This window comes from Stenotrophomonas sp. Steno-Z10-HUANG (assembly GCF_056393075.1).
Genome location: NZ_JBWJPA010000008.1, coordinates 44200 through 69376, shown reverse-complemented (window position 1 = coordinate 69376; position 25177 = coordinate 44200). Strand labels below are relative to the sequence as shown.

24 protein-coding genes and 1 tRNA gene are annotated in these 25177 nt (G+C 69.1%); 7 read left to right on the top strand and 18 right to left on the bottom strand.

The features are described 5' to 3' along the window. Nucleotides 1-820: 820 nt before the first annotated feature. The 10 genes from AC06E6_RS11885 to AC06E6_RS11840 form a co-directional block, all read right to left on the bottom strand. A complete protein-coding gene (locus AC06E6_RS11885; RefSeq protein WP_478061464.1) occupies nucleotides 821-1840 on the bottom strand; it encodes an AAA family ATPase in 1020 nt (339 codons plus the stop codon). Then, nucleotides 1837-2982: a DUF4350 domain-containing protein gene (locus AC06E6_RS11880; RefSeq protein ID WP_478061462.1), complete on the bottom strand. Its 1146-nt coding sequence runs from the start codon at nucleotides 2980-2982 to the stop codon at nucleotides 1837-1839. Before AC06E6_RS11880 ends, AC06E6_RS11885 begins: the two co-directional genes overlap by 4 nt. Beyond that, nucleotides 2979-4559, bottom strand: a complete 1581-nt coding sequence (locus AC06E6_RS11875; protein WP_478061461.1) for a DUF4129 domain-containing protein — start codon at nucleotides 4557-4559, stop codon at nucleotides 2979-2981. Before AC06E6_RS11875 ends, AC06E6_RS11880 begins: the two co-directional genes overlap by 4 nt. Beyond that, nucleotides 4549-5547, bottom strand: coding sequence for a stage II sporulation protein M (locus AC06E6_RS11870; protein ID WP_478061459.1), 999 nt, complete (start codon nucleotides 5545-5547; stop codon nucleotides 4549-4551). Before AC06E6_RS11870 ends, AC06E6_RS11875 begins: the two co-directional genes overlap by 11 nt. Continuing rightward, the gene (locus AC06E6_RS11865; RefSeq protein WP_104940069.1) at nucleotides 5544-6221 is read right to left on the bottom strand and encodes an RDD family protein; all 678 of its coding nucleotides are present in this window, start codon (nucleotides 6219-6221) and stop codon (nucleotides 5544-5546) included. The genes AC06E6_RS11870 and AC06E6_RS11865 overlap by 4 nt, the downstream gene beginning before the upstream one ends. A 191-nt stretch (nucleotides 6222-6412) precedes the next feature. Further along, nucleotides 6413-7318, bottom strand: coding sequence for a DUF2167 domain-containing protein (locus AC06E6_RS11860; protein WP_478061458.1), 906 nt, complete (start codon nucleotides 7316-7318; stop codon nucleotides 6413-6415). 130 nt (nucleotides 7319-7448) lie between these two features. Further along, nucleotides 7449-7988 (bottom strand): gamma carbonic anhydrase family protein, encoded by a 540-nt coding sequence (locus tag AC06E6_RS11855; RefSeq protein ID WP_313249642.1) that lies wholly within the window; start codon nucleotides 7986-7988, stop codon nucleotides 7449-7451. A 142-nt stretch (nucleotides 7989-8130) separates the two neighbouring features. Next, the gene (locus AC06E6_RS11850) at nucleotides 8131-8661 is read right to left on the bottom strand and encodes a HEPN domain-containing protein (protein ID WP_478061456.1); all 531 of its coding nucleotides are present in this window, start codon (nucleotides 8659-8661) and stop codon (nucleotides 8131-8133) included. Nucleotides 8662-8672: 11 nt separating this feature from the next. Next, nucleotides 8673-9983, bottom strand: a complete 1311-nt coding sequence (locus AC06E6_RS11845) for a hypothetical protein (protein ID WP_478061454.1) — start codon at nucleotides 9981-9983, stop codon at nucleotides 8673-8675. Between the two features lie 2 nt (nucleotides 9984-9985). Continuing rightward, entirely contained in the window at nucleotides 9986-10993 is a 1008-nt protein-coding gene (locus AC06E6_RS11840; protein ID WP_478061453.1) for a nucleoid-associated protein, read from the bottom strand. Between the two features lie 475 nt (nucleotides 10994-11468). On the opposite strand from AC06E6_RS11840, the gene AC06E6_RS11835 reads away from it, so the two are divergent. Further along, entirely contained in the window at nucleotides 11469-11825 is a 357-nt protein-coding gene (locus AC06E6_RS11835) for a SymE family type I addiction module toxin (protein ID WP_478061451.1), read from the top strand. Between the two features lie 186 nt (nucleotides 11826-12011). Here AC06E6_RS11835 and mnmG read toward each other — a convergent pair whose 3' ends face one another. Together mnmG and AC06E6_RS11825 are read right to left on the bottom strand one after the other, a co-directional pair. Continuing rightward, complete coding sequence (gene mnmG / locus AC06E6_RS11830; RefSeq protein ID WP_478061450.1) at nucleotides 12012-13901, bottom strand: tRNA uridine-5-carboxymethylaminomethyl(34) synthesis enzyme MnmG; 1890 nt, start codon at nucleotides 13899-13901, stop codon at nucleotides 12012-12014. Nucleotides 13902-14517: 616 nt separating this feature from the next. Further along, on the bottom strand, nucleotides 14518-15078 hold the full coding sequence (locus AC06E6_RS11825; RefSeq protein ID WP_240213140.1) for a hypothetical protein: 561 nt from the start codon (nucleotides 15076-15078) through the stop codon (nucleotides 14518-14520). 138 nt (nucleotides 15079-15216) lie between these two features. Here AC06E6_RS11825 and AC06E6_RS11820 point away from each other — a divergent pair, with 138 nt between their 5' ends. From AC06E6_RS11820 to AC06E6_RS11810, 3 genes are read left to right on the top strand one after another with little or no spacing between them, the layout of a single operon-like run. Next, nucleotides 15217-16179 (top strand): pyridoxal-phosphate dependent enzyme, encoded by a 963-nt coding sequence (locus tag AC06E6_RS11820; protein WP_478061448.1) that lies wholly within the window; start codon nucleotides 15217-15219, stop codon nucleotides 16177-16179. Next, the gene (locus AC06E6_RS11815; protein WP_104937725.1) at nucleotides 16176-16778 is read left to right on the top strand and encodes a YdcF family protein; all 603 of its coding nucleotides are present in this window, start codon (nucleotides 16176-16178) and stop codon (nucleotides 16776-16778) included. Before AC06E6_RS11820 ends, AC06E6_RS11815 begins: the two co-directional genes overlap by 4 nt. Nucleotides 16779-16806: 28 nt before the next feature. After that, nucleotides 16807-17235, top strand: coding sequence for a ketosteroid isomerase-related protein (locus AC06E6_RS11810; RefSeq protein ID WP_312348511.1), 429 nt, complete (start codon nucleotides 16807-16809; stop codon nucleotides 17233-17235). A 66-nt stretch (nucleotides 17236-17301) separates the two neighbouring features. On the opposite strand, the gene bioC is transcribed toward AC06E6_RS11810, so the two are convergent. The 5 genes from bioC to bioB all read right to left on the bottom strand — a co-directional run bounded on the left by bioC (nucleotide 17302) and on the right by bioB (nucleotide 22223). After that, complete coding sequence (gene bioC / locus AC06E6_RS11805) at nucleotides 17302-18192, bottom strand: malonyl-ACP O-methyltransferase BioC (RefSeq protein ID WP_312348508.1); 891 nt, start codon at nucleotides 18190-18192, stop codon at nucleotides 17302-17304. Nucleotides 18193-18215: 23 nt separating this feature from the next. After that, the gene (locus tag AC06E6_RS11800) at nucleotides 18216-18998 is read right to left on the bottom strand and encodes an SDR family oxidoreductase (protein ID WP_478061446.1); all 783 of its coding nucleotides are present in this window, start codon (nucleotides 18996-18998) and stop codon (nucleotides 18216-18218) included. A 60-nt stretch (nucleotides 18999-19058) separates the two neighbouring features. Next, complete coding sequence (gene bioH, locus AC06E6_RS11795) at nucleotides 19059-19826, bottom strand: pimeloyl-ACP methyl ester esterase BioH (protein WP_161615630.1); 768 nt, start codon at nucleotides 19824-19826, stop codon at nucleotides 19059-19061. A 16-nt stretch (nucleotides 19827-19842) separates the two neighbouring features. Further along, on the bottom strand, nucleotides 19843-21054 hold the full coding sequence (gene bioF, locus AC06E6_RS11790; RefSeq protein ID WP_409476161.1) for an 8-amino-7-oxononanoate synthase: 1212 nt from the start codon (nucleotides 21052-21054) through the stop codon (nucleotides 19843-19845). A gap of 140 nt (nucleotides 21055-21194) precedes the next feature. Next, nucleotides 21195-22223, bottom strand: a complete 1029-nt coding sequence (bioB, locus tag AC06E6_RS11785; RefSeq protein WP_104937730.1) for a biotin synthase BioB — start codon at nucleotides 22221-22223, stop codon at nucleotides 21195-21197. Between the two features lie 49 nt (nucleotides 22224-22272). Between bioB and AC06E6_RS11780 the strand changes: the two genes are divergently transcribed. Then, nucleotides 22273-23001, top strand: coding sequence for a ComF family protein (locus AC06E6_RS11780; protein ID WP_478061444.1), 729 nt, complete (start codon nucleotides 22273-22275; stop codon nucleotides 22999-23001). A gap of 70 nt (nucleotides 23002-23071) precedes the next feature. Continuing rightward, nucleotides 23072-23647 (top strand): HdeD family acid-resistance protein, encoded by a 576-nt coding sequence (locus AC06E6_RS11775; protein WP_240213134.1) that lies wholly within the window; start codon nucleotides 23072-23074, stop codon nucleotides 23645-23647. 49 nt (nucleotides 23648-23696) lie between these two features. Here AC06E6_RS11775 and ubiA read toward each other — a convergent pair whose 3' ends face one another. Then, on the bottom strand, nucleotides 23697-24590 hold the full coding sequence (ubiA, locus tag AC06E6_RS11770; RefSeq protein ID WP_240213133.1) for a 4-hydroxybenzoate octaprenyltransferase: 894 nt from the start codon (nucleotides 24588-24590) through the stop codon (nucleotides 23697-23699). A 150-nt stretch (nucleotides 24591-24740) separates the two neighbouring features. Here ubiA and AC06E6_RS11765 point away from each other — a divergent pair. Continuing rightward, nucleotides 24741-24817: transfer RNA gene (locus tag AC06E6_RS11765), tRNA-Arg, on the top strand. Nucleotides 24818-25177 lie beyond the last annotated feature (360 nt).

The window sequence follows — 25177 nt, the reverse complement described above, 5'->3', positions numbered from 1 at the left end:
ATCCTTTGCGGTTGCGGTTGCGGTTGCGGTTGCGGTTGCGGTTGCGGTTGCCTGTGACTTTGCTGTTGCCGCCTGTTTTTGATTTTCGGGTCCCCTTCCGCAGCGACGGAGCCGGCGGGAAAAACCCGAAGGGCGACGCACATGGATGTGCGTCGTTTTTCTACGCGACAGGGATGTCGCGTAGAAAAATCCCGCCGGCGGAGTGGACCCGGAGTGCGTAGCACGCAGGGCGTGCTTTCTTTGGGCCACGTTTCTTTGCACGAGCAAAGAAAGGTGGCTCGCTCCTGCGAAGCAGGAGTGAAAGCTCTGCTTTCAAGCGGCTGCTTTGGCTGTTGCTTTCTGGAAAGCCCAGGCAACGGCACAGGCAAGAGCAAAGGCTTTCGCTCCCCTTTGGGGCGCGAGCTACTTTTCTTTGCTCGTGCAAAGAAAAGATAGCCAAAAGAAACACGCGCCGGACGCGATCCGACGCGGCTACGCCGCATCGGTCCCCTGCGCTCCTCGCGTGCCGAGGGGACGGCGCACAACTCGCTTCGCTCAGACACGTGCGCCTCTTCGCCCCTCGGCCCGCTGCGGTGCTCGGCCTGCTCTACGGCGGTGTGGGTCAAAAGCCGGAAAGCAAAATCACGGGCAACCGCAACCGCAACCGCAACCGCAACCGCAACAGCAACAGCAACAGCAACAGCAACAGCAATTCCTGCCGGTGCAGCCGCCGCAACGGGCGCATGCAGCGCAATGACGGCAACAGCGGCCCACCCCAACCCCACCCCTCGCACCACGTGCGAAGAAGCGCGAACCGAAGCCGCCTGGCCGCCACGCGGGCTCATTTGCGCGGTGCCTCCACCTTGGCCAGCAACGCGGTCAGCGCATCGTCCGCCGACTGGCCTTCGATCTGCAGCTCCGGCGCCAGCGCGATACGGTGCCGCAGCGCCGGCCTGGCGATCTCGCGCACGTCGTCGGGGGTGACGAAATCGCGCCCGGCCAGCACCGCCTGCGCGCGCGCCGCGCGTACCAGCGCCAGGCTGCCACGCGGGCCGGCACCCAGCGCGATGCCCGGCCATTTGCGGGTAGCGGCGACGATCCGCACCGCGTAGTCGATCACCTGCGGGTCCACGGTGATCGCCGCCACCGCCTGCTGCAGGGCCACCACGTCGGCGCCGTTCATCACCCGCGGCACCTGCGACAGGTCGAAGTCGCTGGCGCTGCGGCCGGCGGTGATCGCCGCGACCATGCGCTTCTCGTCTTCCAGCTGCGGGTAGTCGATCAGCACCTTGAGCAGGAACCGGTCCAGCTGCGCTTCCGGCAGCGGGTAGGTGCCTTCCTGCTCCACCGGGTTCTGCGTGGCCAGGGTCAGGAACGGCGGGTTGAGCGGGAACGCGCGGCCCTCGATGGTGACCTGGCCTTCCTGCATCACCTCCAGCAGCGCCGACTGGGTCTTGGCCGGGGCGCGGTTGATCTCGTCGGCCAGCAGCAGGTGGGTGAACACCGGGCCGCGGCGGATCTTGAAGCTCTCGGTCTTGGGGTCGTACACCGCGTGGCCACTGACGTCGCTGGGCATCAGGTCGGGGGTGAACTGCACGCGCGCGTAGTCCAGCTCCAGCGCCTGCGCCAGCGCGCGCACCAGCAGGGTCTTGCCGAGGCCGGGCACGCCTTCGATCAGCACGTGGCCGCCGGCCAGCAGCGCCACCAGAATCTGGTCCAGCACCTCGGCCTGGCCAATGAAAGCCTGGCCGACGGCGTCGCGCAGGCGTTCGACGCGTTCGATCAGTTCGACGTTGCCAGGGGCGGGCGCCGGGGTCGGGGCATCGCCGGGCAGGGCGGGCGGAGCGGGCAGGTCGGTCATAGCTGGTTTCTCATCTGGATGAGCAGGGCGATGCGTTCGCGCAGCGCGGCGTCGTCGCGTGACGGGGGCAGTTGCAGCGCCAGCCGCACCCGTTCGGTGGGCCAGCGCAGGTGGTCGGCGATGGCCTGCAGCTGGGCGTCGCCGGCAAGCGCGGCGGCCAGCGGCGCGCGCCGCCGCAGGCGCGCCAGGAACGACTGGCGCACCGCGTCGTACAGCAGCGGCGCCTTGCCGTAGCGGTGCAGGTGTTCGCCGCTGGCGCGCACGTGTTCCAACAGCGAGCGGCGCTCCTGCCGCGGCGATGGCTGCAGCGGGCCGAAGCGCTGGGCGCGCATCCACAGCCACGCCAGCAGCGCCAGCAGCAGCGGCAGCCAGATCGGCCAGCCGCGTTGCAGCGCGGTACGCCACAGCGACGGCGCTTCGGCGGCGTAGACCAGGTGCATGCGGCCCTTGCCGTAGTTGGGCGCCAGCACCAGCCGCGCCAGGTCGCGGTGCGGCAGGTCGCGCAGGCCGGTGTCCTGTTCGCCCTGGCCGTTGCGCAGGAAATCCATGTCGGCCAGCACGTCCACCCGGCCGCTGCCGTAGCGCAGCCGTGCGTAGGCCAGGGTGGTGTCGGTGGCATCGCCCCAGCGGCGTTCGACGCGGGCGTGCTCGCCCACGGTGAAGCGCGGGCCGGCGCAGAATTCCTGGTGTTGTTCCTGCCCCGGCACATGCCAGGGCTGGCAGCGCGGCGCCACCTTGCCCGGTGCGATGCCGAAACGGCCAAGCAGCGTCTGCTCGCCATCCAGCGCCTCGTCGGCCGCGGGCATGCGCAGCAGCAGGTGGCCGCCGTACTCCACCCAGTCCACCAGCTGCGCCACCTGCGCGGGCGTGAGCTGGCGCGGGTCGTCCAGCAGCAGCACGGTGTCGCGCGGCTGCAGCTGCATGCCGGCCAGGTCGAGCGTGCGCCGGGTGTCGGCGTCCACGCCGTCGCGGCGCAGCGCTTCGCGCAGCGCGAACAGCGGGTTGAAGGTGGGCTCGCCGTAGGCCGGCAGCGTGGCCGGTTCGCATGTACGCTGGTGGGTGCGCAGGAACCACGTCACCGCCAGCGCGGCCAGCAGCAGCACCGCCAGGGCGATCAGCGCATTGCGCACGCGTGCGCTCATGCGGCCCACCCGTACTGCTGGCGCAGGTCGTCAAGCAGGGCCTGGAATTCGGCATCCGACGGCAGCCGGCCGGCATAGGCGGCGTACTGCCAGGTGCGCACCATGCGCGCGAACAGGCGCCGGTCCGCGTCCTGCGGCATGCGCCTGGATGCGCGCAGGCACTGTGCCTCGGTGCTGCCCGGCGGCAGCACGATGTCGGCGCGCTGCGCCAGTTCGTCCAGGCTGGCGCGGTACAGCAGCGCCAGCGCATGCCGCGGCCTGCCGTCCTGCCACAGGCGGCGCGCGCTGGCGAGGATGTCCGGCGGCAAGGTGTCGGGCAGCTGCAGCGCGTGCGCGGTGACCTCCGATTCGGCCCCGCGCCGGCGGCGGCGCCCGCTGCCCCGCAGCCACGGCAGCCACCAGCGCGCGGTCAGCGCCAGCGCCAGTAACAGCGCACCGACCAGGATCCACAAGGCGGCTTCGCTGAGCAGCGCCAGCAGCCTGGCCGCCGCGGCGAACAGCGAGCCCCCCGGGAAATTCCAGTCGCGGTCCGGCTTCTCCACCTCCGCGTCGCGGCGCTCCCAGCGGCAGACGGTATGCCGGGCGCCCAGCTGCGGGTCGTCATAGGCGCGTGCGGCCGCCTGGCGGAAACCGGCGGTATCGGCCGGTGCGGCGCCGAACACGCCCGCGGGCGTGGCGGCGGCCGTGGCCTGCGACCCACCCGCCTTGTGGTTGTCGTGTGCCGCCGGGGCCTGAGCGGCGGCATCCTGGGCATGCACCGGCGCCGCCAGCGGCAGCATGGCCAGCCCCATCACCATTACCAGCACCAGCGGCGCCGCCTGCGCCAGCCGTGCGCGCAGGCGGCGGAAGGCGATTTCCACGTCCCAGGCTTCCAGCTGGGTGCGGCGGTTGAGGTACAGGCCGAAGCCGGCGCCGCTGTAGAACGGGCCGATCAGCGTCATCGCCGCCCATGCCAGCAGGTTGAAGCCCAGCCACACCCACGCCGGGGTGTCGCTGCCGATCAGCGACACCGCCACGCGCAGCGACTCGGGCAGGGAATCCAGCGGTACGAACAGGAACACCAGCGCGATGCCGGCCACCTGCAGCATCACTTCGAAATGCCAGCACACCAGCGTCAGCAGCGCGGCATGGCCATAGGCCGCGCCGCCCAGCACGCGCCGGCGCAGCCGCCGCTGCGCGGCGTCGCCGCCTTCGAGCAGGTCCACCGGCATCAGCAGCGCGCGTGCCGGGCCCAGCCGCCGCCACAGCAGGTAACCGGGCAGCGCGCGCACCCCCCAGTGCCACTGCGCGCGCAGCGTGTCGGCGGTGCCGGGCACCGCGCCGAACGCGCCGCGCGAGATGACGTACAGCGGGATGCGCTCAAACACCGGCTTCAGCCACCACAGCAGCAACGCCGGCAGCCAGAAGGCATCCAGCCACCACCCGCCCAGGTTGAGCAGCGCGAACACCGGCACGGTGAGCAGCAGCCACGGCGTCCAGATGGCCGCGGCATGGCGCCGCACCAGCGCGGTGCCCAGCTCCATCGCCTCCCACTGCGAGCGGGCGCGCAGCACCACGTCGAGCTGGTCAATGCGCATCGCGCCCCCCGTGGCCGCCGCGCCACAGCCAGCCGAACACCAGCGCCCACAGCACGCCGGAGACGGTGAACTTGCCCCACGCCGGCACCGTGGCGATGGACGACCAGAACGCCTCGACGAACGCCGCCAGCAGCAGCATGAACGCCACCCCCAGGCACAGCCGCGCGCCGATCACCCCGCCTTCCACCAGCGCGTCGATGCGCCGCTTGCGGCCCGGCGCGACCAGCCGCAGCCCCAGCTGCAGGCCGGCGCCACCGGCAATGACAATGGCGGTCAGCTCCAGCGGCGCGTGCCCGGCGACGAAACGCCAGAACGGGTCGCCGTAGCCCATGTGCTGCAGGTGGCCGGCGACCGCGCCGATGGCCAGCCCGTTGTACAGCAGCACCAGCACCGTGCCGACGCCGGCCAGCAGCCCGCTGGCGAAGGTGCGCAGGCCGATGCTGATGTTGTTCATGATGTAGTGGCCGAACATCGCCCAGTCGGTGCCGCTGTCGCGGGTGCGGCCCAGGTGCTCGGCGGACGGGTCGTACGACTTCTCCATGTGCGCGATCTGCTGCGGGTCCAGCAGCAGGTGCACCAGTTCCGGCTTGTACTGCAGCAGCACGAACACGCCCACCAGCGGCAGCACGAACAGCGCGCACGCCACCCACATGGCCGCGGCCTGGCTGCGCACCAGCTGTGGGAACCCGGCGAACAGGAATTCGAGCGCGCGCTGCCAGCGCGGCGGCGGCGCGCGGTACAGCAGGTTGTGGCCACGCTGCATCAGCTGCTGCAGGCGTTCGACCAGCTGCGGGCTGTAGCCGCGGCGGCGCGCCAGCGCCAGCTGCTGGCACAGGCGCCGGTAGCGTTCGGGAATGGTCTCGTCGCCGGGCAGGTCCGGCGCCGGCGTGTTGCGCGCCTTGCGCGCACTGCCGCCGCGCTGCTGCAGCCAGTCCTCGAACTGGCGCCATTCGTGTTCGTGGCGGGTGACGAACTGTTCCTGCCTCATCGCCGCCCCAGCAGCCAGTTGGCCATCGCATACAGGCGCAGCACGCCGGTCTGCCCGCGTGCCCCGCTCAGGCCGCTGGCGATGTCGGCGAGCTCGTTCTGGCGCGGGCCGGACAGTGCCGGTGCGCGGTCGGCAAAGGCGATCACCGCCTGCTGCTCGGCCGGTTGCAGCGGCAGCGGCGGCGCCAGCACGCTGTCGATGCGCGCCGGTGGCACCGGTGCCGGCGCCGGCACGTGCACCACCAGGCTGCCGGCCACCAGGTCACCCAGCCGCCGCCCGTGCGGATCCCACAGGCAGGCCAGCAGGCCCAGCGCGTAGCCGAACGGCAGCATGTCCACGGTGCGCAGCAGGTTGCGCACGATCGCCGGCACCCAGCCCAGCGGCGCGCCGTCGCGCGCCACCACCCGCAGGCCCAGCGCGCGCTTGCCCAGGGTCTGCCCGAACCACACCTCCAGCACGATGGGGTAGCCCCAGAACAGCAGGAACATCAGCCCCAGGTACAGGCCCTGTCCCAGCCCGCCCAGCGCCATCAGCAGCGGGCTCATCAACCCCAGCACGCCAAACCGCACCATCAGGTCGATCAGCCACGCCAGCGCGCGCGGCACCGGGCCGGCCGCCGGCAACTGCAGCGGCACGCCTTCGGGCGTGATCACCTCGCGGTAGGTATCGAGCATGGGCGGCGCGGTGCTCAACGGCCGGGCGCCGCCGGTCGCGCGCAGGGGCGTGGGTTGTCGCAAACCCGGTATCCAAACCGGGCGGCTGCCGCGGGCATGCGTGTCTCGGTGGCGTCCTGTCAGCGGCTGACTTTACCCGCCGCCGCCGCCGATGCCCAGCCTGCGCCGGGCACCGTGGCGGCGTGCGCAGGTCAGCGCACCGTGCCCTTGTTGCGCTCGCCGAAGAACTTGCGCGCCACCCCGCCCAGCGCGATGGCGCCGATCAGCAGCAGCTTCCAGAACTTGGCGAAAACCAGGCCCAGCTTGGCGAACAGCCCGGCCTTGGCCGCCAGCCCGCCGCCGATCAGCGTGGCCACGCCGTAGGCGGCGATCTTGTCGGTCTTGGGGTTGTGGTCGGCATAGCGCGCGCCCGGCTCGAACTCGGCCATCGGCAGCAGCTTCTCCATGCCGGCGCGCACCAGCCCCAGCTCGCCCATGCCCGACACCGCATTGAGGCTCAGGTAGCCGTGGCGGCCCAGCACGCGGATGTCGTAATTGAGCACGTGGTTGGGCTGGCCGTTGAACGCCAGCTCCTTGGCCCAGTACAGCTTGTTGTTGCCGGCGTCGTAGCGCGGCGGCACCGCCCAGCCCACCAGCTGCAGCGTGCCGTAGCCGGCCTTCTCGCGCTCCGGGTTGGCCGCTTCGGTCTGCTCCTGCATTTCGCGCAGCAGCTTGGCGTAATTCATCTTCGACGCGTCCTCGTCGGACACGTAGCCGTCGTCCGAGTAGGTCACCACCACCGCCCAGCTGTCGTCATCGGCCAGGCTGGGCGAACGCGGCACCACCAGCCCCAGTACGTCGGCGTCGGGCGGGTTGCCCCACAGGTCTTCCAGCACGCGCCGCGCATCGGCCTGGTCCAGGTACTGGAACTCCGGGCCCAGGTTGAAGCGCGCCTTGGCCGCGGGCACTTCGATGGTGCCGGAGCGGAAATGCAGCGACTGCACGAACGCCGCCGGGTCCGGAGCGTCCTGCTCATCCTGTGCGTGGGCGGCCGGCGCAGCGGCGCAGAGCAGCGTTGCACCGGCCAGCAGGGCCAGCGCCATGGTTCTGATCGACATGAAATATTCCTTTCCCTGGAAAAAGGGCGTCCCCACGCCCGAGGCCGGCAGTGTGGGCCAAGCCCGCTCTGCGGGCAACGGCCAGCGCCGCCGATGCCCTGTAGCTGCGGGGCTTGCCCCGCAGGCTCCTTCAGCCCGCCATCCCCAGGTACTGGTCCTTCAACCGCACGTAGTGGTCCGCCGAATAGCGCAGCCCTTCGATGTCCTTCGCACTCAACGTGCGCACCGGCCGCGCCGGGTTGCCCACCCACAACTCGCCGCGCGCCACCCGCTTGCCCGGCCCCACCACCGCCCCGGCGCCGATGAACGCCTCGTCCTCGATCACCGCGCCATCCAGCACGCACGCGCCCATGCCGATCAGGCAGTAATCGCCAATGCTGCACGCATGGATGATGCAGCCATGCCCAACGGTCACGCCCTCGCCGATCAGCGTGGGGTAGCCGCCCTTGTTGTACGGGCTTTCGTGGCTGACATGGATGATGGTGCCGTCCTGCACATTGGTGCGCGCCCCGATGCGTACATGGTTCACATCGCCCCGGATCACCGTGCCCGGCCACACCGACACGTCATCGCCCAGCACCACGTCGCCGATGATGGTGCAGGCGGGGTCGATGTAGACGCGTTGGCCTAGGGTGGGGGATTTGTCGAGGAAGGGGCGGAGGGAGGGCATGGGAGCGATTCGAGGATTCAGACGGAGCCGAATGATACGGTGCCAAGTAATGCTGTTGGTCTGTCTGCTCTCGATCCGAAGCGGACGGTCATGGATGCCTAGCGATTGGGCGTCTTAACGAATTTGCACCTGACGCCACTAATCAAAATCTGTTGGCGCGAAAGTCGTTCGAGTTCCGGAACAAAGGAACTAACACCTGAAACAGCTGACGCCTGGATGTCTGGAGTTGGCCTAAGAAGTCTTCCCGCGTCATAGCCATCTCGATGTGGCTCTCCATTGCCTCGCTAGTGGGATACCTGAAGTGCAGGTTGAGCTCGCTGAAGAATTTCCTAGCGAACTGCGACCCGAAAAGGTCATCTTCGAACGTCAGGCCAAATGATAGGAATTCGGGGATCTGAATCGAGACGATCGGGCAGACCGTTGAGCACAGCTCCGTCAAGACTTTGAGACTATGGGTCTTGGGTGGTTCGACGCCCGTCGCCAAGATAGCTGCCTTAAGCGTGAGTTCAATCGCGTGGTGAGAAAGGAACATCGGCACCCTAGACGCGTAATAGTCCTTTAGAGGCTCATTTTCCCGGGTCTCCACCAACCGAATGGCGCCCTCCGCGAACGCGTTTGCTATCCACGCCAATTCCGATGCGGCTTTGATTTTCTCTAGGGCGACTGCGGACATTGGGAGTGCGGTTATGGCTTGGCACCCGTATAAGCCGGGGGAATGGCCTTTTGCGGCGCCGCAGAGGCCGGCGGTAACGGGGGGTGTGCAGGCGGCGCTGCCGGAATCGACCTGGGTGCCGGAGCGGTCGTAACTGGCGCTGTCATTGGCGGCACCTTCATAAAAGCAAAGACGCTGTACGCTGTGGTCAACGCAGCCAGAAGGCTGACGACAATGGGAAAAGCATACGTGTGCAGCTTGGCGCGGGAACGAAGCGCGGACAACATGCCAGACACGCGGTCATGCAACAGAGGAAACCGTTCCTTTAGCGTATTCGACTCAATATCAATTTCGTGCTTAATTTGCCTTAACGAGTGCTGCTGATTGGCAATTAACAACCCCGCAAATGCTGCGAAAACGAGCGAGCCAATGAGTAGAGCTATGTTGCTGATCACGGCAGAGGGGTCGTTCTTTAGCTGACTGACTATCAGTCCTTGTCCCACCGGAATCGCCAGCATCTTTCCCATAAGGTCAGTCGTCGAAGCATTCAGCTGGAGCATGAAAGAAAGGCGCTTCTGTTCTAGCTCGTCACGAACCTTGGCGAAGTTGAACTCCGTTGTGTAGAGATCAAAATCGGAAGCGAATGCTTCACGTATCGCGTCGAATCGGGTTGCGAGCTCAGAGAATCGCTTGCTCTGCGGTGTAGCTTCGAGCTGCCTAAGAAGAACTTTCTTGTAGATAGCTTTCTTCGCATCGGAGTACGGCTGGCTCTGAAGCTCCACCGAGACCGCGTCTATAGCGTCGCCACTTGGCATGTCATCCAGAGCATCGAAGCTATACGCAGCGGAAATGTCCATCCGCTTGCCTGCTAAGATCACAAAAGTCGGGCTGCTCGTCCCGTCTGCCAGCACTACGTCTGCAACGCTCCTGACCAGCTCGAAAAGGCGTGGCACCCGCTGGTAAGCGCCAACTAGGGGGGGGATGACCTCATCGCCCGTAGCATAGTCTTCTTCGAGAAGGAAGTACTCAGGAGGAGCGTTGTACAGGAAAAGTCCCTGTTGACTGGCGACAAGAGTCTGAAGGCTTTCACTGAACACTTTCGAATTCGACGAAAGCCCATCGAACTTGAGTTCGATCTCGGCCCCTTCTTCTATCGCTGACAACGACCGATGTTGCTGCTGCCCAGCCAAGAAGATTTCAGGCTGACGAAAGGCCTGCGCCGCGGTCACAAGGCCATCAACCTCCACGCTATTCAGAAGCCAAACGCGCAGCGTCGCCCCCTGCAGCTCTCGACGGAGTGCAAGGCGACACAGCTTAACGATGGCTTCGAAGTCGGCGCTCATGGCTAGTTGGCCAAAGTCTCTACCAGTTCGACGGGAGGGTTTTCAATGATCAGATTGTTGTTCTCGACCCGAACGCGATGATCAGTCTTAAACTGATGTGACATGGAGATCTTGAGTTCCTTGCTGCTGAACACGTAGTCCGCAAGTTTCCGAAGCGAGCCGCGATCTGCAATAAATTCGTCGGTTGGCCGATTAGGATGATTATTCAAGTACTCCATGAACACTTCGGCGTTATCTGGGGTCACGACCGCAGCCACCGCCTGAAGACTTATTGGTTCGCGAGCCTTGGTTTGCCCGATCGCGTAGTCGAACACGCGGCGCATGACAGCGACCGCATCGTCGGCCGAAATCAATTGGGTCGCGATGCTCTGCTTGCAGAACTCGTCGACCACAGCAGCCAATTTTCCAGACTCGACCTTGGAGTCCGCCATCATGTCGCAGCCGATGAAGTCACGAAAATAAGTTGATGGATGGCCCAGTTCGCGCTTACACACGAACGTCAAGTACCGAACATCGGGCAGGTCGGCTAACCACGACGTCAGGTTGATTCGAGCCGCCACCTGCAACGTGTGAACGTTCAAGTGGATCGCGTCTGCGACACGCGCCAACCCCTCAAACATGCTCCCCTTGGTGCTGTTCAGTTTTACCACTAGGAGGAAGTTTTCACCGGCACGCGTGTAGTGGACAAAGAGAATGTGACCGCCGGTGGAAAGGAGTTGGCGGCGCATGAGAATCGCCAGCCGGTTCGTCGCAGTAACGGTAGCGGTCAAGAAGTCCGAGCCGACTTCTTGGTAGGCCCGGAATAGCGCCGCAAACGGATAGTTGACCTCGTCTCCTTGGAATACGCCCGCCTGCTGAGCACATCGGGCGTTGTAGGTCTCGAGAATTTCCCTCACTAGGGCGACTAGTTGGGGAGACTGTTCAAGTAGTGTGTCGGCCGGCGCCACTTCGACCTCATCGCTGTGCATCGTCTTCGTGACGTAGTGCACGGCCGCTCGGACGATTTCCATCGGTATCCTCCCCTCGTTCCATGGGTCGCAGGGTAGCAGATGAGACCTGCGGGAAGATGGTGTTGCCGTGTGGTCTCAAAGCCCGCGACTAGCCTTGGGCGCGGTGGGTGAACTATTCCCGTCCTCTCAAGACGCTGCGTAAAGTAGAGATTAGAAATTTGCTGGAACCGGTACTCTTGCTGCCATGTGACCTGCGATGCGCTGTCCACTCGGGCCTGGCGCATCTGTCCGATCCGGGCCTCTGAACCCATACACGGCGGGACAGGACTTCGGGTCGATCCGCAAGCAATAGTGCGCTAACTACTGTTCGAGTTGTAGCGCGGGCGAGTATGTTCGCTTTTGGCCGATAGCGGACAAGTCTGATTGACGGTCTCGAAGACCAGATAGCATCATCAATACGTTGCGGAGAGAAAATCCGCAGCCGAGTTTGGCAGCTCGAAAACACAAGGATTCCCTATCGCACAAGGAGTCCGAGATGAGCCGTTCCAAGAAAATCACGCGCGTTTCCACCCTTGCGTCCAACCGCAGCCCATCCGGGCACGAGGCACCCACGCCGCGGATGATCGATTCCGCGCCGGTCCCGGAGTCGTTCTCGCCCCCGTTGCCCATGCCGTCCGCTTCCAGCGGCTGGGCGCGCATGCCCAGGCGCTGCACGATGGGTTACCTGTATTACGACGAGCGCCGGGGCCAGCAGGTCGTGGGCCGGGCCGTGCCCAAGCTGCGCCTGTCCGGCCGTTGGCTGGAACGTTGCGGCTTTGCCGTGGGCGATGCGTTGCAGGTGACGGTGGGGAACGGGTTGTTGTTGATCAGCCGCAGCACGAACGACGACTGAGCGGCGCCGCGCTGCGGTTGTTCAACGGTTGATGGCCGCCGCGGCGCGCTTTCCGCAGTCATGAAAAGAAGAAGCCCGCTTGCGCGGGCTTCTTCTTGGGTAACGCAGTCAGGTGCATGACGCGAAGGCGTTGCGCAGGAGATTAAAAGTCTTCTGCTCGAACAACGTCCTGCATCGTGAGTGCACTCACGCCACCTTCCCGCGCCGCGCCCGCTCCAGGTGCACCAGCAGCAGCGAGATCGCGGCCGGGGTCATGCCGGGAATGCGCTGGGCCTGGCCGATGGTCTGCGGGCGCACGCGTTCGAGTTTCTGCAGCACTTCGGCGGAGAGGCCGCGCACGGCGGCGAAGTCGAAGCCTTCGGCAATGGCGGTGTTCTCGTGGCGCTGCTGGCGTTCGATCTCTTCGCGCTGGCGGTCCAGGTAGCCGGCGTACTTGACGCTGATTTCCACCTGTTCGGCCACGCGCGCATCGTCCACGCCGGGGCCGAGCGAGGGCACCTGCATGAGCTTGGCGTAGTCCAGTTCCGGGCGTTTGATCAGGTCGAGCACGTTGGTTTCGCGGCTCACCGCCACGCCGGTGGTTTCCTGCACTTCGCGGCCCAGCGCGTTGGCGGGGGTGGCCCACAGGCCGCGCAGGCGCGCGCTTTCGCTGGCCACGGCGGCCTGTTTGGTTTCGAAGGCACGCCAGCGGCGGTCGTCGACCAGGCCCAGCTCGCGGCCGGTGGGGGTCAGGCGCGCGTCGGCGTTGTCCTCGCGCAGCTGCAGCCGGTATTCGGCGCGGCTGGTGAACATGCGGTAGGGCTCGCTGGTGCCGTGGGTGATCAGGTCGTCCACCAGCACGCCGATGTAGGCCTCGTCGCGGCGCGGGCACCAGCCTTCGCGGCCCTGCACGAACCGCGCGGCGTTGATGCCGGCCAGCAGGCCCTGCGCGCCGGCTTCCTCGTAGCCGGTGGTGCCGTTGATCTGGCCGGCGAAGAACAGGCCGGCCACCTGGCGGGTTTCCAGCGTGTTCTTGAGCCCGCGCGGGTCGAAGAAGTCGTATTCGATGGCGTAGCCGGGGCGGGTGATGTGCGCGTGCTCGAAGCCGCGGATGCTGCGCACCAGTTCCAGCTGCACGTCGAACGGCAGCGAGGTGGAAATGCCGTTGGGGTAGATCTCCACCACGTCCAGGCCTTCGGGTTCGACGAAGATCTGGTGGCTGTCCTTTTCGGCGAAGCGCACCACCTTGTCCTCGATGGACGGGCAGTAGCGCGGGCCGATGCCTTCGATCTGGCCGCTGTACAGCGGCGAGCGGTGCAGCGCGTTGCGGATCACCTCGTGGGTGCGTTCGCTGGTGTGGGTGATCCAGCAGCTCACCTGGCGCGGGTGTTCGGCCACGTGGCCCAGGTAGGACATCACCGGCAGCGGGTCGTCGCCGGGCTGTTCTTCCATGACGCTGTAGTCGAGCGAACGGCCGTCGATGCGCGGCGGGGTGCCGGTCTTGAGCCGGTCGATCACGAACGGGCGCTCGCGCAGGCGCGCGGCCAGGGTGGTGGCCGGCGGGTCGCCCATGCGCCCGGCGGTGTACTGGGTTTCGCCGATGTGGATCTTGCCGGCCAGGAAGGTGCCGGCGGTGAGCACCACGGCCGGCGCATGGAAGGCCAGCCCGGTCTGGGTGATGGCGCCGCGCACGGCGTCGCCTTCGATGATGAGGTCGTCCACCGCGGCCTGGAACACGCTCAGGTTGGGCTGCGATTCGACGATGCGGCGGATCGCCATGCGGTACAGGTTGCGGTCGGCCTGGCAGCGGGTGGCGCGCACCGCCGGGCCCTTGGACGCGTTGAGCGTGCGCCATTGGATGCCGGCCAGGTCGGCGGCATGGGCCATGGCCCCGCCCAGCGCGTCGATCTCCTTGACCAGGTGGCCCTTGCCGATGCCGCCGATGGCCGGGTTGCAGCTCATCGCGCCCACGGTTTCCACGTTGTGGGTCAGCAGCAGGGTGCGGGCGCCGCCGCGCGCCGCGGCCAGGGCGGCCTCGGTGCCGGCGTGGCCGCCGCCGATGACGATGACGTCGTAACGATGGAAGGAGTCGGTCATGGGAAGCGGTGTGCCTGAAATGTGAAATCCATCGCCGGGGGCCGGGTTGCGGCCGCGGCGGCGGGCTGGTGATTTTACCGCCAATGCCCGGCGGGTACCGGCGGCGGCCTAAAGTTGGCACGCAAACTGCAGTTAACGTCATTGCACCCGGTGTGGCATGCGACATGGGCGCAGTGGCTGGAATTGGAACAGGGGCCAGCCGAAGCGCATACCGGGGAAGCATGGGGCCGGCAGTCGGGGGACTGCCGGCCCTTGTTCTTTCCAGGGCCTGCACGGCGTGCGCGGCCGGCGGCCCGGCCGCGAGGCGGCGCCCTGCGTTGCCGCCCGCAGGTTGCGGTGGTGCCCGGCGCTGGTGCCGCTGGTTGCCGCCGCGCGGTGACGGCGGGCGCATGCCGCGATGCGCTGAAGCCACAAAAGACAAAGCCCCGGCATGGCCGGGGCTTGTCATGTGTAGGCGCCGATGCCCGACAGGGCCGGAACAGGGGGGATCCAGATTTCCTGTGCGGACATCGACATGGAAGCGGTCGAGTGTGAAAGCCGGTTCGCGTCAGTTATGGACGCTTTCGGTCACTCGGCCCGACAAGATTGCCTGGTTTTTCAACAAATGCAAGCGGTTTCAGGGTTCCTGCTGCTGTGCCGATTCCATGCGCCGGGACTGTGACGGCGGTCGGGGTGGCGCGGGGCGGTGCATCATCGGCCGGGGTGCGCCGTTGGCCTGGGGCGAGGGCATGGCCCGCGGCACCTGCGCCTGCGGGCGCGGTTGCGGGCGCTGCAGGCGGTCCATGTCGCGCCAGGGCGATTTGCCGCCGCCGTCCACCGGCGGGCGGGGGCGCGGCGGGCGTCCGTCGCCATCACCGGGCCGCGGCGGGCGGTGGCCGCCATCGCCGTTGCCATGCCCCGGCGGCGGGCGGTGGCCACCGTCATGGCCGTGCGGCGGTCGCGGCCGGTACGGCGGGCGGTACACCGGGTACGGGTAGCGGTAGTCGTAATAGCCGTAGCTGCCATAGCCGTAAGGGCCGTAGCCATAGGCGCCGTAGGGATAGCCGTACGGGTAGGTGCGCTGCACCGACGTCGCGCCGCGGTAATAGCCGCCCGCGCCGCCGTCGACGTAGTCGTAGGTGGCGCAGCCGGACAGGCCGAGCAGCAGGCCGGCCGAAAGGATCAGGCGCTTTTTCATGACAGTCCCCCGTTGGGTGCGCGGCCAGCTTCGGGCCCGCGCATTGAATCGGTCCTTAACCCTGCCGGCAGGGCTGAACGCAGGTGCAGTGATGGCATGAGATGGTCCGGCACCGGGGGCCTACGTTAACCTTTCCCCATGGTTGAACTCACCCTGCCAGGGCCGGCCGACGTGCTGGCCGCCGCGGCCCGCATCGCGGCCCACGCCACGGTCACCCCGGTGCTGCGGTCGCGCGAACTGGATGCGCTGGCCGGCGCCCGCCTGCATTTCAAGGCCGAGCACCTGCAGCGCGGCGGCGCTTTCAAGTTCCGCGGTGCCTGCAACGCGGTGTGGGCGCTGGATGCGGACACCGCGCAGCAGGGCGTGGTGACGCATTCGTCCGGCAACCACGGCGCGGCGCTGGCGCTGGCGGCGCGTTCGCGCGGCATTCCCTGCCACGTGGTGGTGCCCGAGGGCGCGGTGGCGGCCAAGCTGGCCAACATCGCCCGCCATGGCGCCACCCTGTGGCGCTGCGCGCCCACCCAGGCCGCGCGCGAGGCCGAGTGCGCGCGGGTGCAGCGCGACACCGGCGCGGTGCTGGTGCACCCGTATGCCGACGCGCAGGTGATTGCCGGCCAGGGCACGGCGGCGCTGGAACTGCTGCGCCAGGCCGGCACCGCGCTGGACGTGGTGGTGGTGCCGGTCGGCGGTGGCGGGCTGGCCTGCGGCACCCTGCTGGCGCTGCAGCAGGCGGCGCCGGGCTGCGAGCTGGTGCTGGCCGAGCCGGCCGGGGCGGCGGACACCGCGCGGTCGCTGGAGGCCGGCCGGCGGCAGGTGGATTTTGTGCCCGATACCGTCTGCGACGGCCTGCGCGGCGCGCTGGGCGAACCCAATTTCGCGCTGCTGCACGGCAACGCCACGGTCGTGACCGTGGACGACGACGCCACCGTGGCGGCGATGCGGCTGCTGTGGCAGGTGCTCAAGCAGGTGCTGGAGCCGTCCTCGGCGACGGTGCTGGCGGCGGTGCTGGCGCAGCCGCAGCGCTTTGCCGGGCGCAACGTGGGCCTGGTGTTGTCCGGCGGCAACGTCGACCTGGACGCGCTGCCGTGGAGGGGCGCATGAGCCGCCGGCGCGCGCGTCTGTTCGACTGGCTGTGGCGCCTGTGCGTGCTGCTGCTGCTGTGGCTGCTGGGCGTGGCGGCCTGGATCATCTGGGTGGGCGACCGCGACCAGGCCGCGCCGGCCGACGCGATCATCGTGCTGGGCGCGGCGGCCTACGACGCCAAGCCGTCGCCGGTGTTCGAGGAGCGCATCCGCCACGGCCTGGACCTGTACCGCCAGGGGTTCGCGCCGAAGCTGATCTTCACCGGCGGTTTCGGTGGCGCCGGCGCGCGTTTTTCCGAATCGCAGGTGGCGCGCCGCTACGCGCTGAAACAGCAGATTCCGGCCAAGGACATCCTGATCGAAAGCCAGTCGCGCACCACCCGCCAGAACCTGGTCGAGGCCAAGCGGCTGATGGACGCGCACGGCATGCGCCGCGCCATCCTGGTCAGCGACCCGCTGCACATGGCGCGCGCGCTGCGCCTGTCCCAGGAGCTGGGCATCGACGCGCTGGCCTCGTCCACGCCGAGCACGCGCTTCCGCAGCTTCCACACCAGCTGGCGCTTCCTGGCGCAGGAAATCTATTTCTTCCACCGCGACCTGTTCGCCCGCGGCGCCTGAGCGCCGCCGTTCCTTCCGCGAGAACCCCATGAGCCACGACCTTTCCCCCGCGCAGCAACAGGCCATCGACCTAGTGCGCGGTTACTACGATGCCTTCAACCGCGGCGACTGGGCCGGCATGCTGGAGCGGCTGGGCGACGATGTGGCGCATGACCTCAACCAGGGCGCGCGCGAAAGCGGCCGCGAGGCGTTCGCCGCGTTCCTGCGGCGCATGGAGGCCAGCTACCGCGAGCAGCTGCGCGAGGTGGTGGTGATGGCCAGCGCCGACGGCACCCGCGCCGCGGCCGAGTACGTGGTGCATGGCGAGTACCACCACACCGACGAAGGCCTGCCGCCGGCCAACGGCCAGCGCTACGTGCTGCCGGGCGGCGCGTTCTTTGATATCCGCGGCGGGCGCATCGCGCGGGTCAGCAATTACTACAACCTGCAGGACTGGATCGCCCAGGTCGGCGGTTGAACGCAGCGCGGCGCCTGCGCCGCGCACGCTTCCCGGCCGTGGCGGCGTGCGCGGCAGGCCCCGCGGCTACGGGTTCTGCGGCCGGCGCCGGATCGGAATGGCCGACAGCGGCACCGCGGCGACGTCGTGGCCGTGTTCGCGGATCGGCGCGCCCGGTTCCGGCGCCCAGGCGTGGGCGTAGATGACTTCCCAACTGCTGGGCAGCTTGCCGTCGGCGCGGCGCAGCGGTTCGTAGGCCGCCTGCGCGGCGTTGAAGCGGCTGCGCCCGGTGAGGGTGTGGCGGCGCCCGCTCAGCGCGTTGGTGGCGCCGATGGCCTTGAGCTCGCGCATCAGCGCCGGCAGGTCGTCGTAGGTGAGGGTGAACAGGTCGCGGTCCAGCACCGGGTCGCGGAAGCCGGCCATCATCAGCGCGTCGCCGAACTGCGCGATCTGCACGAAGCGGCTCACGTGCGGGGTGTCGTCGGCCTGGGCGAACGCCTCGCGCAGTTCCACCAGCGTCTCCGGGCCGAAGGTGGAGCACACCAGCAGGCCGCCGGGCTTGAGCACGCGGCGGAAGCCGGCGAACACCGACGGCAGGTCTTCCACCCACTGCAGGCACAGGTTGCTGAAGATCACGTCCACGCTGTTGTCGGCCAGCGGCAGCGCCCGCGCGTCGGCGCACACGCGCGAAAACGGGCGCCACCAGCCGGCCTGCTTCCTGGCCTCGGCCAGCATCGGCAGGGCCAGGTCCAGCGCGATCACCTGCGCCTTGGGCCAGCGTTTTTTCATCGCCGCGGTGGCATGCGCCGGGCCGCTGCCCACGTCCAGCACCACCTGCGGCTGCCGCGCTTCCAGGTAATCCAGCGATTCCAGCAGGCGTTTGCCGACCTCCTGCTGCAGCACGGCGGCGGCGTGGTAGCTGGTGGCGGCGCGCGAGAAGGCGCGGCGGACGTGCTTGGAGTCGAACAGGGCAGGCATGGGAATACGTGGTTGCTACGGGGTCAGAAGGTACCGGGGTAGGCGCCGCCGTCGATCAGCAGGTTCTGCCCGGTGATGTAACCGGCGTGCACGCTGCACAGGAAGGCGCAGGCGGCGCCGAATTCGTCCGGCGTGCCGAAGCGGCCGGCGGGAATGCCGGCGCGGCGGCGCGCGGCCACCTCGTCCAGCGGCAGCTGCTGGCGGCGCGCGCTGGCGTCCAGGGTGCCGCGCAGGCGGTCGGTGTCGAACGCGCCGGGCAGCAGGTTGTTGAGGGTGACGTTGCGCGCCAGGTGGGTGCGGGCGACGCCGGCGACGAAGCCGGTGAGCCCCGAGCGCGCGCCGTTGGACAGGCCGAGGATGTCGATCGGCGCCTTTACCGCGCTGGAGGTGATGTTGACCACGCGGCCGAAGCCGCGCGCGGCCATGCCGTCGACGGTGGCGCGGATCAGCTCGATCGGGGTCAGCATGTTGGCGTCCAGCGCGGCCAGCCACTGTTCGCGCTCCCAGTCGCGGAAGTCGCCCGGCGGCGGGCCGCCGGCGTTGGTGACCAGGATGTCCACCTGCGGGCAGGCGGACAGCGCGGCCGCGCGGCCGGCGGCGGTGGTGATGTCGGTGGCGACGGCGATGATCTGCCCGGCGCCGGGCAGCGCGCGCAGTTGCGCCGCGGCCGCTTCCAGCGCGTCGGCGCCGCGGGCGACGATGACCACGTTGGCGCCTTCGCCGGCCAGCGCACGCGCGCAGCCCAGCCCCAGCCCCCTGCTGGCGCCGCAGACCAGTGCCCAGCGCCCGGCGATGCCCAGATCCATCGTGTTACTCCCGGTGTGTCCCGTGGCCGCACATGATCGGCGATGCGCGCAGCTGGCGGCTCACGCGCAGGCCGCAACGAAGCGTTGCAGCCGCCCGGCGACGTCGTCGGCGTGGCCCAGGAACGGCGCGTGGCCGCCGCCGTCGATGGTGTGCGCGGTGTGCAGCCCGGCCGGGGCCAGCGCCGCGGCGCCGTGCATGGCGTTGGCGGGCACCAGCCGGTCGCGCTGGCCGCCGATCCACAGGCCGGGCACGCGCAGCCCGGGCAGGGCGCCGCGCAGGTCGCTGCGGTCCAGCAGGGCCAGGCCTTCGTGCAGTGCGCGCGGTGCCGGTTCGCCGCGCGCGACCAGCGCCTCGCGCAGGGTGCGCAGTTCGCTGCGCGCGTGCTGCGAGCCCATCACGTCCAGCGCCAGGAAGCGTTCCAGGGTGCCGCGGTAGTCCTGTTCCAGGTCCTGGCCGAACTGTTCGAACACGCTGCGCTCCACCGCGTCGGGCCAGTCGGCGTCGCGCACGAAGCGCGGTGTGGCGGCCAGCATCGCCAGCCCGCGCACCTGCGGCAGGGTGGCCGCGCCGTGCAGCGCCACCAGCCCGCCCAGCGACCAGCCGCACCAGACCGCCGGCGGGGTGGCCGCGGCAATGGCGTTGACCAGGTAGGGCAGGCGCAGCGGGGTGTCGTCGTCGCGGCTGAAGCCGTGGCCGGGCAGGTCCACCACGTGCAGCTGGAAGTGTGGCGACAGGCGCTGCACCAGCGGCGCGAAGATGCCGCCGTGCAGTGCCCAGCCGTGGATCAGGACCAGTGCCGGGCCGCTGCCGGTGACGTCGATATGCATGCGTATACGGTGTGCTTCAGGCGCTGGCGGTGTTCAGCGACTGCTCGTAGGCGAGCAGGTCGCGGGCGCGGGCGGTGGCTTCGACCAGCGCCTTGACCTGTTCCAGGGTGTGCAGCGCCGACAGGGTGATGCGCAGCCGCGCCTTGCCTTCGGGCACGGTGGGCGGGCGGATCGCCCCGACCATGAACCCGGACTGCTCCAATGCCGCGCCCAGCGCCATCACCGTGGCCTCGTCGCCGCACAGCAGCGGCTGGATCGGCGTTTCCGAGGGCATCAGTTCCAGGCCGTTGCGGCGCGCGCCGTCGCGGAACGCGGCGATCAGTTCGACCAGCTTCTCGCGGCGCCAGTGGTCGCGCCGCGCCAGCTTCACCGCGGCCAGCGAGGCGGCGGCCTGCGCCGGCGGCAGCGCGGTGGTGTAGATGTACGGGCGCGCGGTTTCGGCCAGGTGCTGGATCAGGCTTTCCTCGCCCAGCACCACCGCGCCGTGGCCGCCCAGCGCCTTGCCCAGGGTGGCCAGCTGCAGCGGTACTTCGTTGACCCCGAGCCCGGCGTCGGCCACGCAGCCGCGGCCGTGTTCGCCGACCACGCCGATACCGTGCGCGTCGTCCACGTAGAACAGCGCCTCCTGCATGCGCGCCACCAGCGACAGCGAGCGCAGCGGGGCGATGTCGCCGTCCATGCTGAACACGCCGTCGGTGGCGAGCATGGCGGCGCCGTCGGCAGCGTTCTTCAGCTGGCGCATGGCGCCTTCGCTGTCCAGGTGCGGGTAGCGGCGCAGGCGGCAGCCGGCCAGGCGGGTGGCGTCGAGCAGGCTGGCGTGGTTGAGGCGGTCCTGCACGCAGACGTCGCTCTCTTCGGACAGCAGTGCCTGTTGCACGGCGAGGTTGGCCATGAAGCCGCTGTCGAACAGCAGCGCGCGCGGATAGCCGAGCCAGTCGGCCATTTCGCGTTCCAGCTGCTCGTGCAGCGCGTGGTGGCCGCAGACCAGGTGCGAGGCGGTGCTGCCGGCGCCTTCGCGGCCGGCGGCGTCCTGCAGCGCGGCGACCACTTCGAACTGCTGCGACAGGCCCAGGTAATCGTTGCTGCAGAAGCCGGTGAGCCACCTGCCGCCGACTTCCAGGCGCACGCCGTCGCGGCGGCCGACGCTGCGGCGCACGCGGACGCGCCCCTGCGCTTGGCGGAGCTTGCGCTGGTCCTGCAGGCGGGCGAGGAGGTCGGGGCGGGCCATGGCGTCAGTTCATGGACGGGTGGGCGGCTAGCGTAACCGGTCGCCGCTGCAGCCGCTTGCGGCGCGGCCCGGCGGCAGGCTGCGCGGCGTGGGGGAAGCGGCGATGCCGGGCACCGCCGCCGCTGCCTGCCGCGGCCGGTTCAGGCGGTCGCCGCGCAGGCCGGGGCGATGTCCAGGTGCACGGTGCCGGGGTGGTCGTGGTCGTCGGCATCCACGTTGACCTGCATCGGCGAAATGCCCAGCCGCGCGAACAGCGCCTGGTCGCGCGCGGTGTCCGGGTTGCCGGTGGTCAGCAGCTTTTCGCCGTAGAAGATGGAGTTGGCGCCGGCGGCGAAGCACAGCGCCTGCAGTTCGTCGCTCATGCTCTCGCGCCCGGCCGACAGCCGCACCATCGAGCGCGGCATGGTGATGCGCGCCACCGCGATCATGCGCACGAACTCGAACGGATCCAGCTCGGCGCTGCCATGCAGCGGCGTGCCGGCGACCTGCACCAGGCGGTTGATCGGCACCGAGTCCGGGTGCGCCGGCAGGTTGGCCAGCGCCAGCAGCAGGCCGGCGCGGTGTTCGCGGGTCTCGCCCATGCCGACGATGCCGCCGCAGCAGGTCTTCAGCCCGGCGTTGCGCACGTGTTCGAGCGTGTCCAGCCGGTCCTGGTACTGGCGGGTGTGGATGATCGAGTCGTAATAGTCCGGCGCGGTGTCGAGGTTGTGGTTGTAGTAGTCCAGCCCGGCGTCCTTGAGCGCCTGCGCCTGGTGGCCTTCGAGCATGCCCAGGGTGGCGCAGGTTTCCAGCCCCAGCGCCTTCACTTCGCGGATCATCGCCGCCACCTTGGGGATGTCGCGGTCCTTGGGCGAACGCCAGGCCGCGCCCATGCAGAAGCGCGAGGCGCCGGCCTGCCTGGCGGCGCGGGCGCGGGCGACCACGCTGTCGGTGTCCATCAGCTTCTGCGCGTCCACCCCGGTGTCATAGCGCTGCGCCTGCGGGCAGTAGGCGCAGTCTTCCGGGCAGCCGCCGGTTTTGACCGACAGCAGGGTGGAGACCTGCACCTGCGCCGGGTCGAAATGTTCGCGGTGCACGCTGGCGGCGCGGAACAGCAGTTCGGGGAACGGCAGGTCGAACAGCGCCAGCAGTTCCTCGCGGCTCCAGTCGTGGCGGATGACGGCGGGCATCGGTGTTTCCTGACAGATCGGGCAACGGAAGCGGGGCAGTCTGGTGAGCATGCAGTCCGCTGTCAACAAATCACTCGGCGCTTTGGTTTACAGGGTGGGCGCGGCGCTGTCCGGGCTGGTGTTCCCGCCGCTGTGCCTGGTCTGTGGCGAGCCGGGCACGCCCGGCCGCGACCTGTGCGCCGCCTGTGCGGCCGCGCTGCCCTGGCTGGAATGCGCCTGCCGTGGCTGCGCCCTGCCACTGCCGGTCACCGAGCCGGACGGGGCGCTGTGCGGCGCCTGCCAGGGCGCGCGTTCGCCGCTGGCGGCGGTGCATGCCGCGCTGCTGTACGCGGCGCCGGCGGACGGGCTGCTGCGGCGTTTCAAGTTCCATGGTGACCTGGCCGCCGGGCGCCTGCTGGCGCAGCTGATGCACGCCCGGCTGGCGCCGGTGGCGCGGCCGCAGGCGCTGGTGCCGGTGCCGCTGCACCTGTCGCGCCTGCGCCGGCGCGGCTACGACCAGGCGCTGGAGCTGGCGCGGCCGCTGGGCCGCGCGCTGCAGCTGCCCGTGCTGGCCGGCCTGCACCGCACCCGCGCCACCCCGCCGCAGTCCGCGCTGGATGCGGCCGCGCGCCGGCGCAATCTGCGCCAGGCCTTCGCCGCCCGCGGGCGCCTGCCGGCGCACGTGGCGCTGGTCGACGACGTGATGACCACCGGTGCCACCGTGCAGGCCGCCGCGCGCGCGCTGCGCCGGGCCGGGGTGGTGCGGGTCGATGCCTGGGTGTGCGCGCGGGTACCCTGAACACGGCAGGGCGACACGCCCGGCCTATGCTTGTCCTGCAACGCATTCCCTGACTGCAAGGAGCGATGACATGAATGGCAACCCGAATTTCCCTTCCGACACGCTGCTTGGCGCGATGTCGCGCCACTGGTGGGTGGTCCTGCTGTTCGGCCTGTTCGCGGTGGCTTTCGGCGTGCTGGCGGTGATGGCACCGGTACGCACCGCCGCGGTGCTGGCGCTGTGGCTGGGGGTGGTGGCGATCGTCGAGGGCGTGGTGGCGCTGGCCGCGGCGATCGCCGGTTCGGCGCCGGTATCGCGGGGCTGGGCGGTGTTCTACGCGCTGGTGTCCATTGCCTTCGGCGTGCTGGCGATCCTCAACCCGCTGGCCACGGCGAGCGTGTTGCTGCTGTTCCTGGCGGCGTGGCTGGTGGTCGGCGGCATCTACCGCATCGTCTTCGCCATCCGCGTGCGCAAGCACATCCGTGGCGAATGGCTGCTGGTCCTCAGCGGCCTGCTGGCGGTGGTGCTGGGCGTGCTGTTCGCGCTCAACCCGCTGAGCGGGCTGATGGTCACGTCGCTGTGGATCGGCGCGATGGCGCTGGTCTACGGCGTGCTGCAGGTGGTGGCGGCGTTCCGCCTGCGCCGGCTTGGCAGGATGGCGGCCTGAGGCACCGCCGCGACGGCAGCAGCCCGTCCGGTGGCGGGCCGCTGCCCGGTCAGTCCAGGTACTGGCTGGCGACGATGCCGGCGAACAGCACGGCCCCGACCCAGTTGTTGTGCAGGAACGCGCGGAAGCAGGCCTGGCGCTCGCGCGTGCGGCAGATCCAGAACTCCCAGGCCACCAGCGCCACCGCCACGCCGAGGCCGGCCCAGTACGCCATGCCCAGCCCGGCACGCTGGCCGGCCAGTGCCATGGCTGCGAAGAACAGCGCGTAGAGGATGCCCTGGATCACCAGGTCCAGGTCGCCGAACAGGATGGCGGTGGAGTGCGAGCCGACCTTGAGGTCGTCGTCGCGGTCGACCATCGCATACCAGGTGTCGTAGGCGGTGGACCACAGGATGTTGGCCGCGTACAGCACCCAGCCCAGCGGCGGCACTTCGCCCTGCACCGCGGCGAAGGCCATGGGGATGCCCCAGCCGAAGGCCATGCCCAGGTAGACCTGCGGCAGGTGGGTGTAACGCTTGAGGTAGGGGTAGGTGGCGGCCAGGAACACGCCGACGAAACTCAGCCCGATGGTCAACGCGTTGAGGGTCAGCACCAGCGCGAATGCGACCAGCATCAGCCCGGCGAACAGCGCCAGCGCCTGGCGCCCGGACACCGCGCCGGTGGCCAGCGGGCGGTCCTTGGTGCGCTTGACGTGCGGGTCCAGCCAGCGGTCGGCGTAATCGTTGATCACGCAGCCGGCCGAGCGGGTCAGCCACACGCCGGCGGTGAACACGAACAGCGTCCACGGTGCCGGCATGCCACCGGACGCCAGCCACAGCGCCCACCACGTCGGCCACAGCAGCAGCAGGGTGCCGATCGGGCGGTCGGCGCGCATCAGTTTCCAGTAGCTGGCCAGCCGCGACGGCACCGGCGCCGGCTGTTGTTGGTAGCGTTCGTAACCCATGCGCACAGGTTACCAGCCGGGCCCGGCGGTCCGTTGCCCCGGGTGGGTGCGATGGGGGCAGACCTGCGCATGCATTTACCGTTAGAATGCGCGTCCGCCCGGCAGCGCCGGACGGTGGGGAGCCACTTGGCTCCCGCAGCGACACACAACGCGCCCGTAGCTCAGCCGGATAGAGTAGTGGCTTCCGAAGCCATTGGTCGGGGGTTCGAATCCCTCCGGGCGCGCCATCTTCGATGGCGCTTCGTCGTGATTGCCGCCCTTCGCGCAGAGCGCGAAGGCGTTCGATGCCGCGCACGCCAGTGGCGTGCAGGCGCGGCCTCTCACCCCTCCGGGCGCGCCATCTTCGATGGCGCTTCGTCGTGATTGCCGGCCTTCGCGCAGGGCGCCAAGGCGTTCGATGCCGCGCACGCCGGTGGCGTGCAGGCGCGGCCTCTCACCCCTCCGGGCGCGCCATCTTTCGATGGCGCTTCGTCGCGATTGCCGGCCTTCGCGCGGCGCGCGAAGGCGTTCGATGCCGCGCACGCCGGTGGCGTGCAGGCGCGGCCTCTCACCCCTCCGGGCGCGCCATCTTTCGATATCGCTTCGTC

Excerpts from the sequence above, each read along its gene's own strand:
- bioB (WP_104937730.1), bottom strand. The coding sequence starts at position 22,223 with ATGCCCGCCGTCATCCGCCACGACTGGAGCCGCGAGGAACTGCTGGCG.
- AC06E6_RS11860 (WP_478061458.1), bottom strand. The coding sequence starts at position 7,318 with ATGTCGATCAGAACCATGGCGCTGGCCCTGCTGGCCGGTGCAACGCTG.
- AC06E6_RS11885 (WP_478061464.1), bottom strand. The coding sequence starts at position 1,840 with ATGACCGACCTGCCCGCTCCGCCCGCCCTGCCCGGCGATGCCCCGACC.
- bioF (WP_409476161.1), bottom strand. The coding sequence starts at position 21,054 with ATGGCCCGCCCCGACCTCCTCGCCCGCCTGCAGGACCAGCGCAAGCTC.
- AC06E6_RS11775 (WP_240213134.1), top strand. The coding sequence starts at position 23,072 with ATGAATGGCAACCCGAATTTCCCTTCCGACACGCTGCTTGGCGCGATG.
- bioH (WP_161615630.1), bottom strand. The coding sequence starts at position 19,826 with ATGCATATCGACGTCACCGGCAGCGGCCCGGCACTGGTCCTGATCCAC.
- AC06E6_RS11815 (WP_104937725.1), top strand. The coding sequence starts at position 16,176 with ATGAGCCGCCGGCGCGCGCGTCTGTTCGACTGGCTGTGGCGCCTGTGC.
- bioC (WP_312348508.1), bottom strand. The coding sequence starts at position 18,192 with ATGCCTGCCCTGTTCGACTCCAAGCACGTCCGCCGCGCCTTCTCGCGC.
- AC06E6_RS11865 (WP_104940069.1), bottom strand. The coding sequence starts at position 6,221 with ATGCTCGATACCTACCGCGAGGTGATCACGCCCGAAGGCGTGCCGCTG.
- AC06E6_RS11810 (WP_312348511.1), top strand. The coding sequence starts at position 16,807 with ATGAGCCACGACCTTTCCCCCGCGCAGCAACAGGCCATCGACCTAGTG.
- AC06E6_RS11835 (WP_478061451.1), top strand. The coding sequence starts at position 11,469 with ATGAGCCGTTCCAAGAAAATCACGCGCGTTTCCACCCTTGCGTCCAAC.
- AC06E6_RS11875 (WP_478061461.1), bottom strand. The coding sequence starts at position 4,559 with ATGCGCATTGACCAGCTCGACGTGGTGCTGCGCGCCCGCTCGCAGTGG.
- mnmG (WP_478061450.1), bottom strand. The coding sequence starts at position 13,901 with ATGACCGACTCCTTCCATCGTTACGACGTCATCGTCATCGGCGGCGGC.
- ubiA (WP_240213133.1), bottom strand. The coding sequence starts at position 24,590 with ATGGGTTACGAACGCTACCAACAACAGCCGGCGCCGGTGCCGTCGCGG.
- AC06E6_RS11780 (WP_478061444.1), top strand. The coding sequence starts at position 22,273 with ATGCAGTCCGCTGTCAACAAATCACTCGGCGCTTTGGTTTACAGGGTG.
- AC06E6_RS11850 (WP_478061456.1), bottom strand. The coding sequence starts at position 8,661 with ATGTCCGCAGTCGCCCTAGAGAAAATCAAAGCCGCATCGGAATTGGCG.
- AC06E6_RS11880 (WP_478061462.1), bottom strand. The coding sequence starts at position 2,982 with ATGAGCGCACGCGTGCGCAATGCGCTGATCGCCCTGGCGGTGCTGCTG.
- AC06E6_RS11800 (WP_478061446.1), bottom strand. The coding sequence starts at position 18,998 with ATGGATCTGGGCATCGCCGGGCGCTGGGCACTGGTCTGCGGCGCCAGC.
- AC06E6_RS11845 (WP_478061454.1), bottom strand. The coding sequence starts at position 9,983 with ATGAGCGCCGACTTCGAAGCCATCGTTAAGCTGTGTCGCCTTGCACTC.
- AC06E6_RS11820 (WP_478061448.1), top strand. The coding sequence starts at position 15,217 with ATGGTTGAACTCACCCTGCCAGGGCCGGCCGACGTGCTGGCCGCCGCG.
- AC06E6_RS11840 (WP_478061453.1), bottom strand. The coding sequence starts at position 10,993 with ATGGAAATCGTCCGAGCGGCCGTGCACTACGTCACGAAGACGATGCAC.
- AC06E6_RS11855 (WP_313249642.1), bottom strand. The coding sequence starts at position 7,988 with ATGCCCTCCCTCCGCCCCTTCCTCGACAAATCCCCCACCCTAGGCCAA.
- AC06E6_RS11870 (WP_478061459.1), bottom strand. The coding sequence starts at position 5,547 with ATGAGGCAGGAACAGTTCGTCACCCGCCACGAACACGAATGGCGCCAG.
- AC06E6_RS11825 (WP_240213140.1), bottom strand. The coding sequence starts at position 15,078 with ATGAAAAAGCGCCTGATCCTTTCGGCCGGCCTGCTGCTCGGCCTGTCC.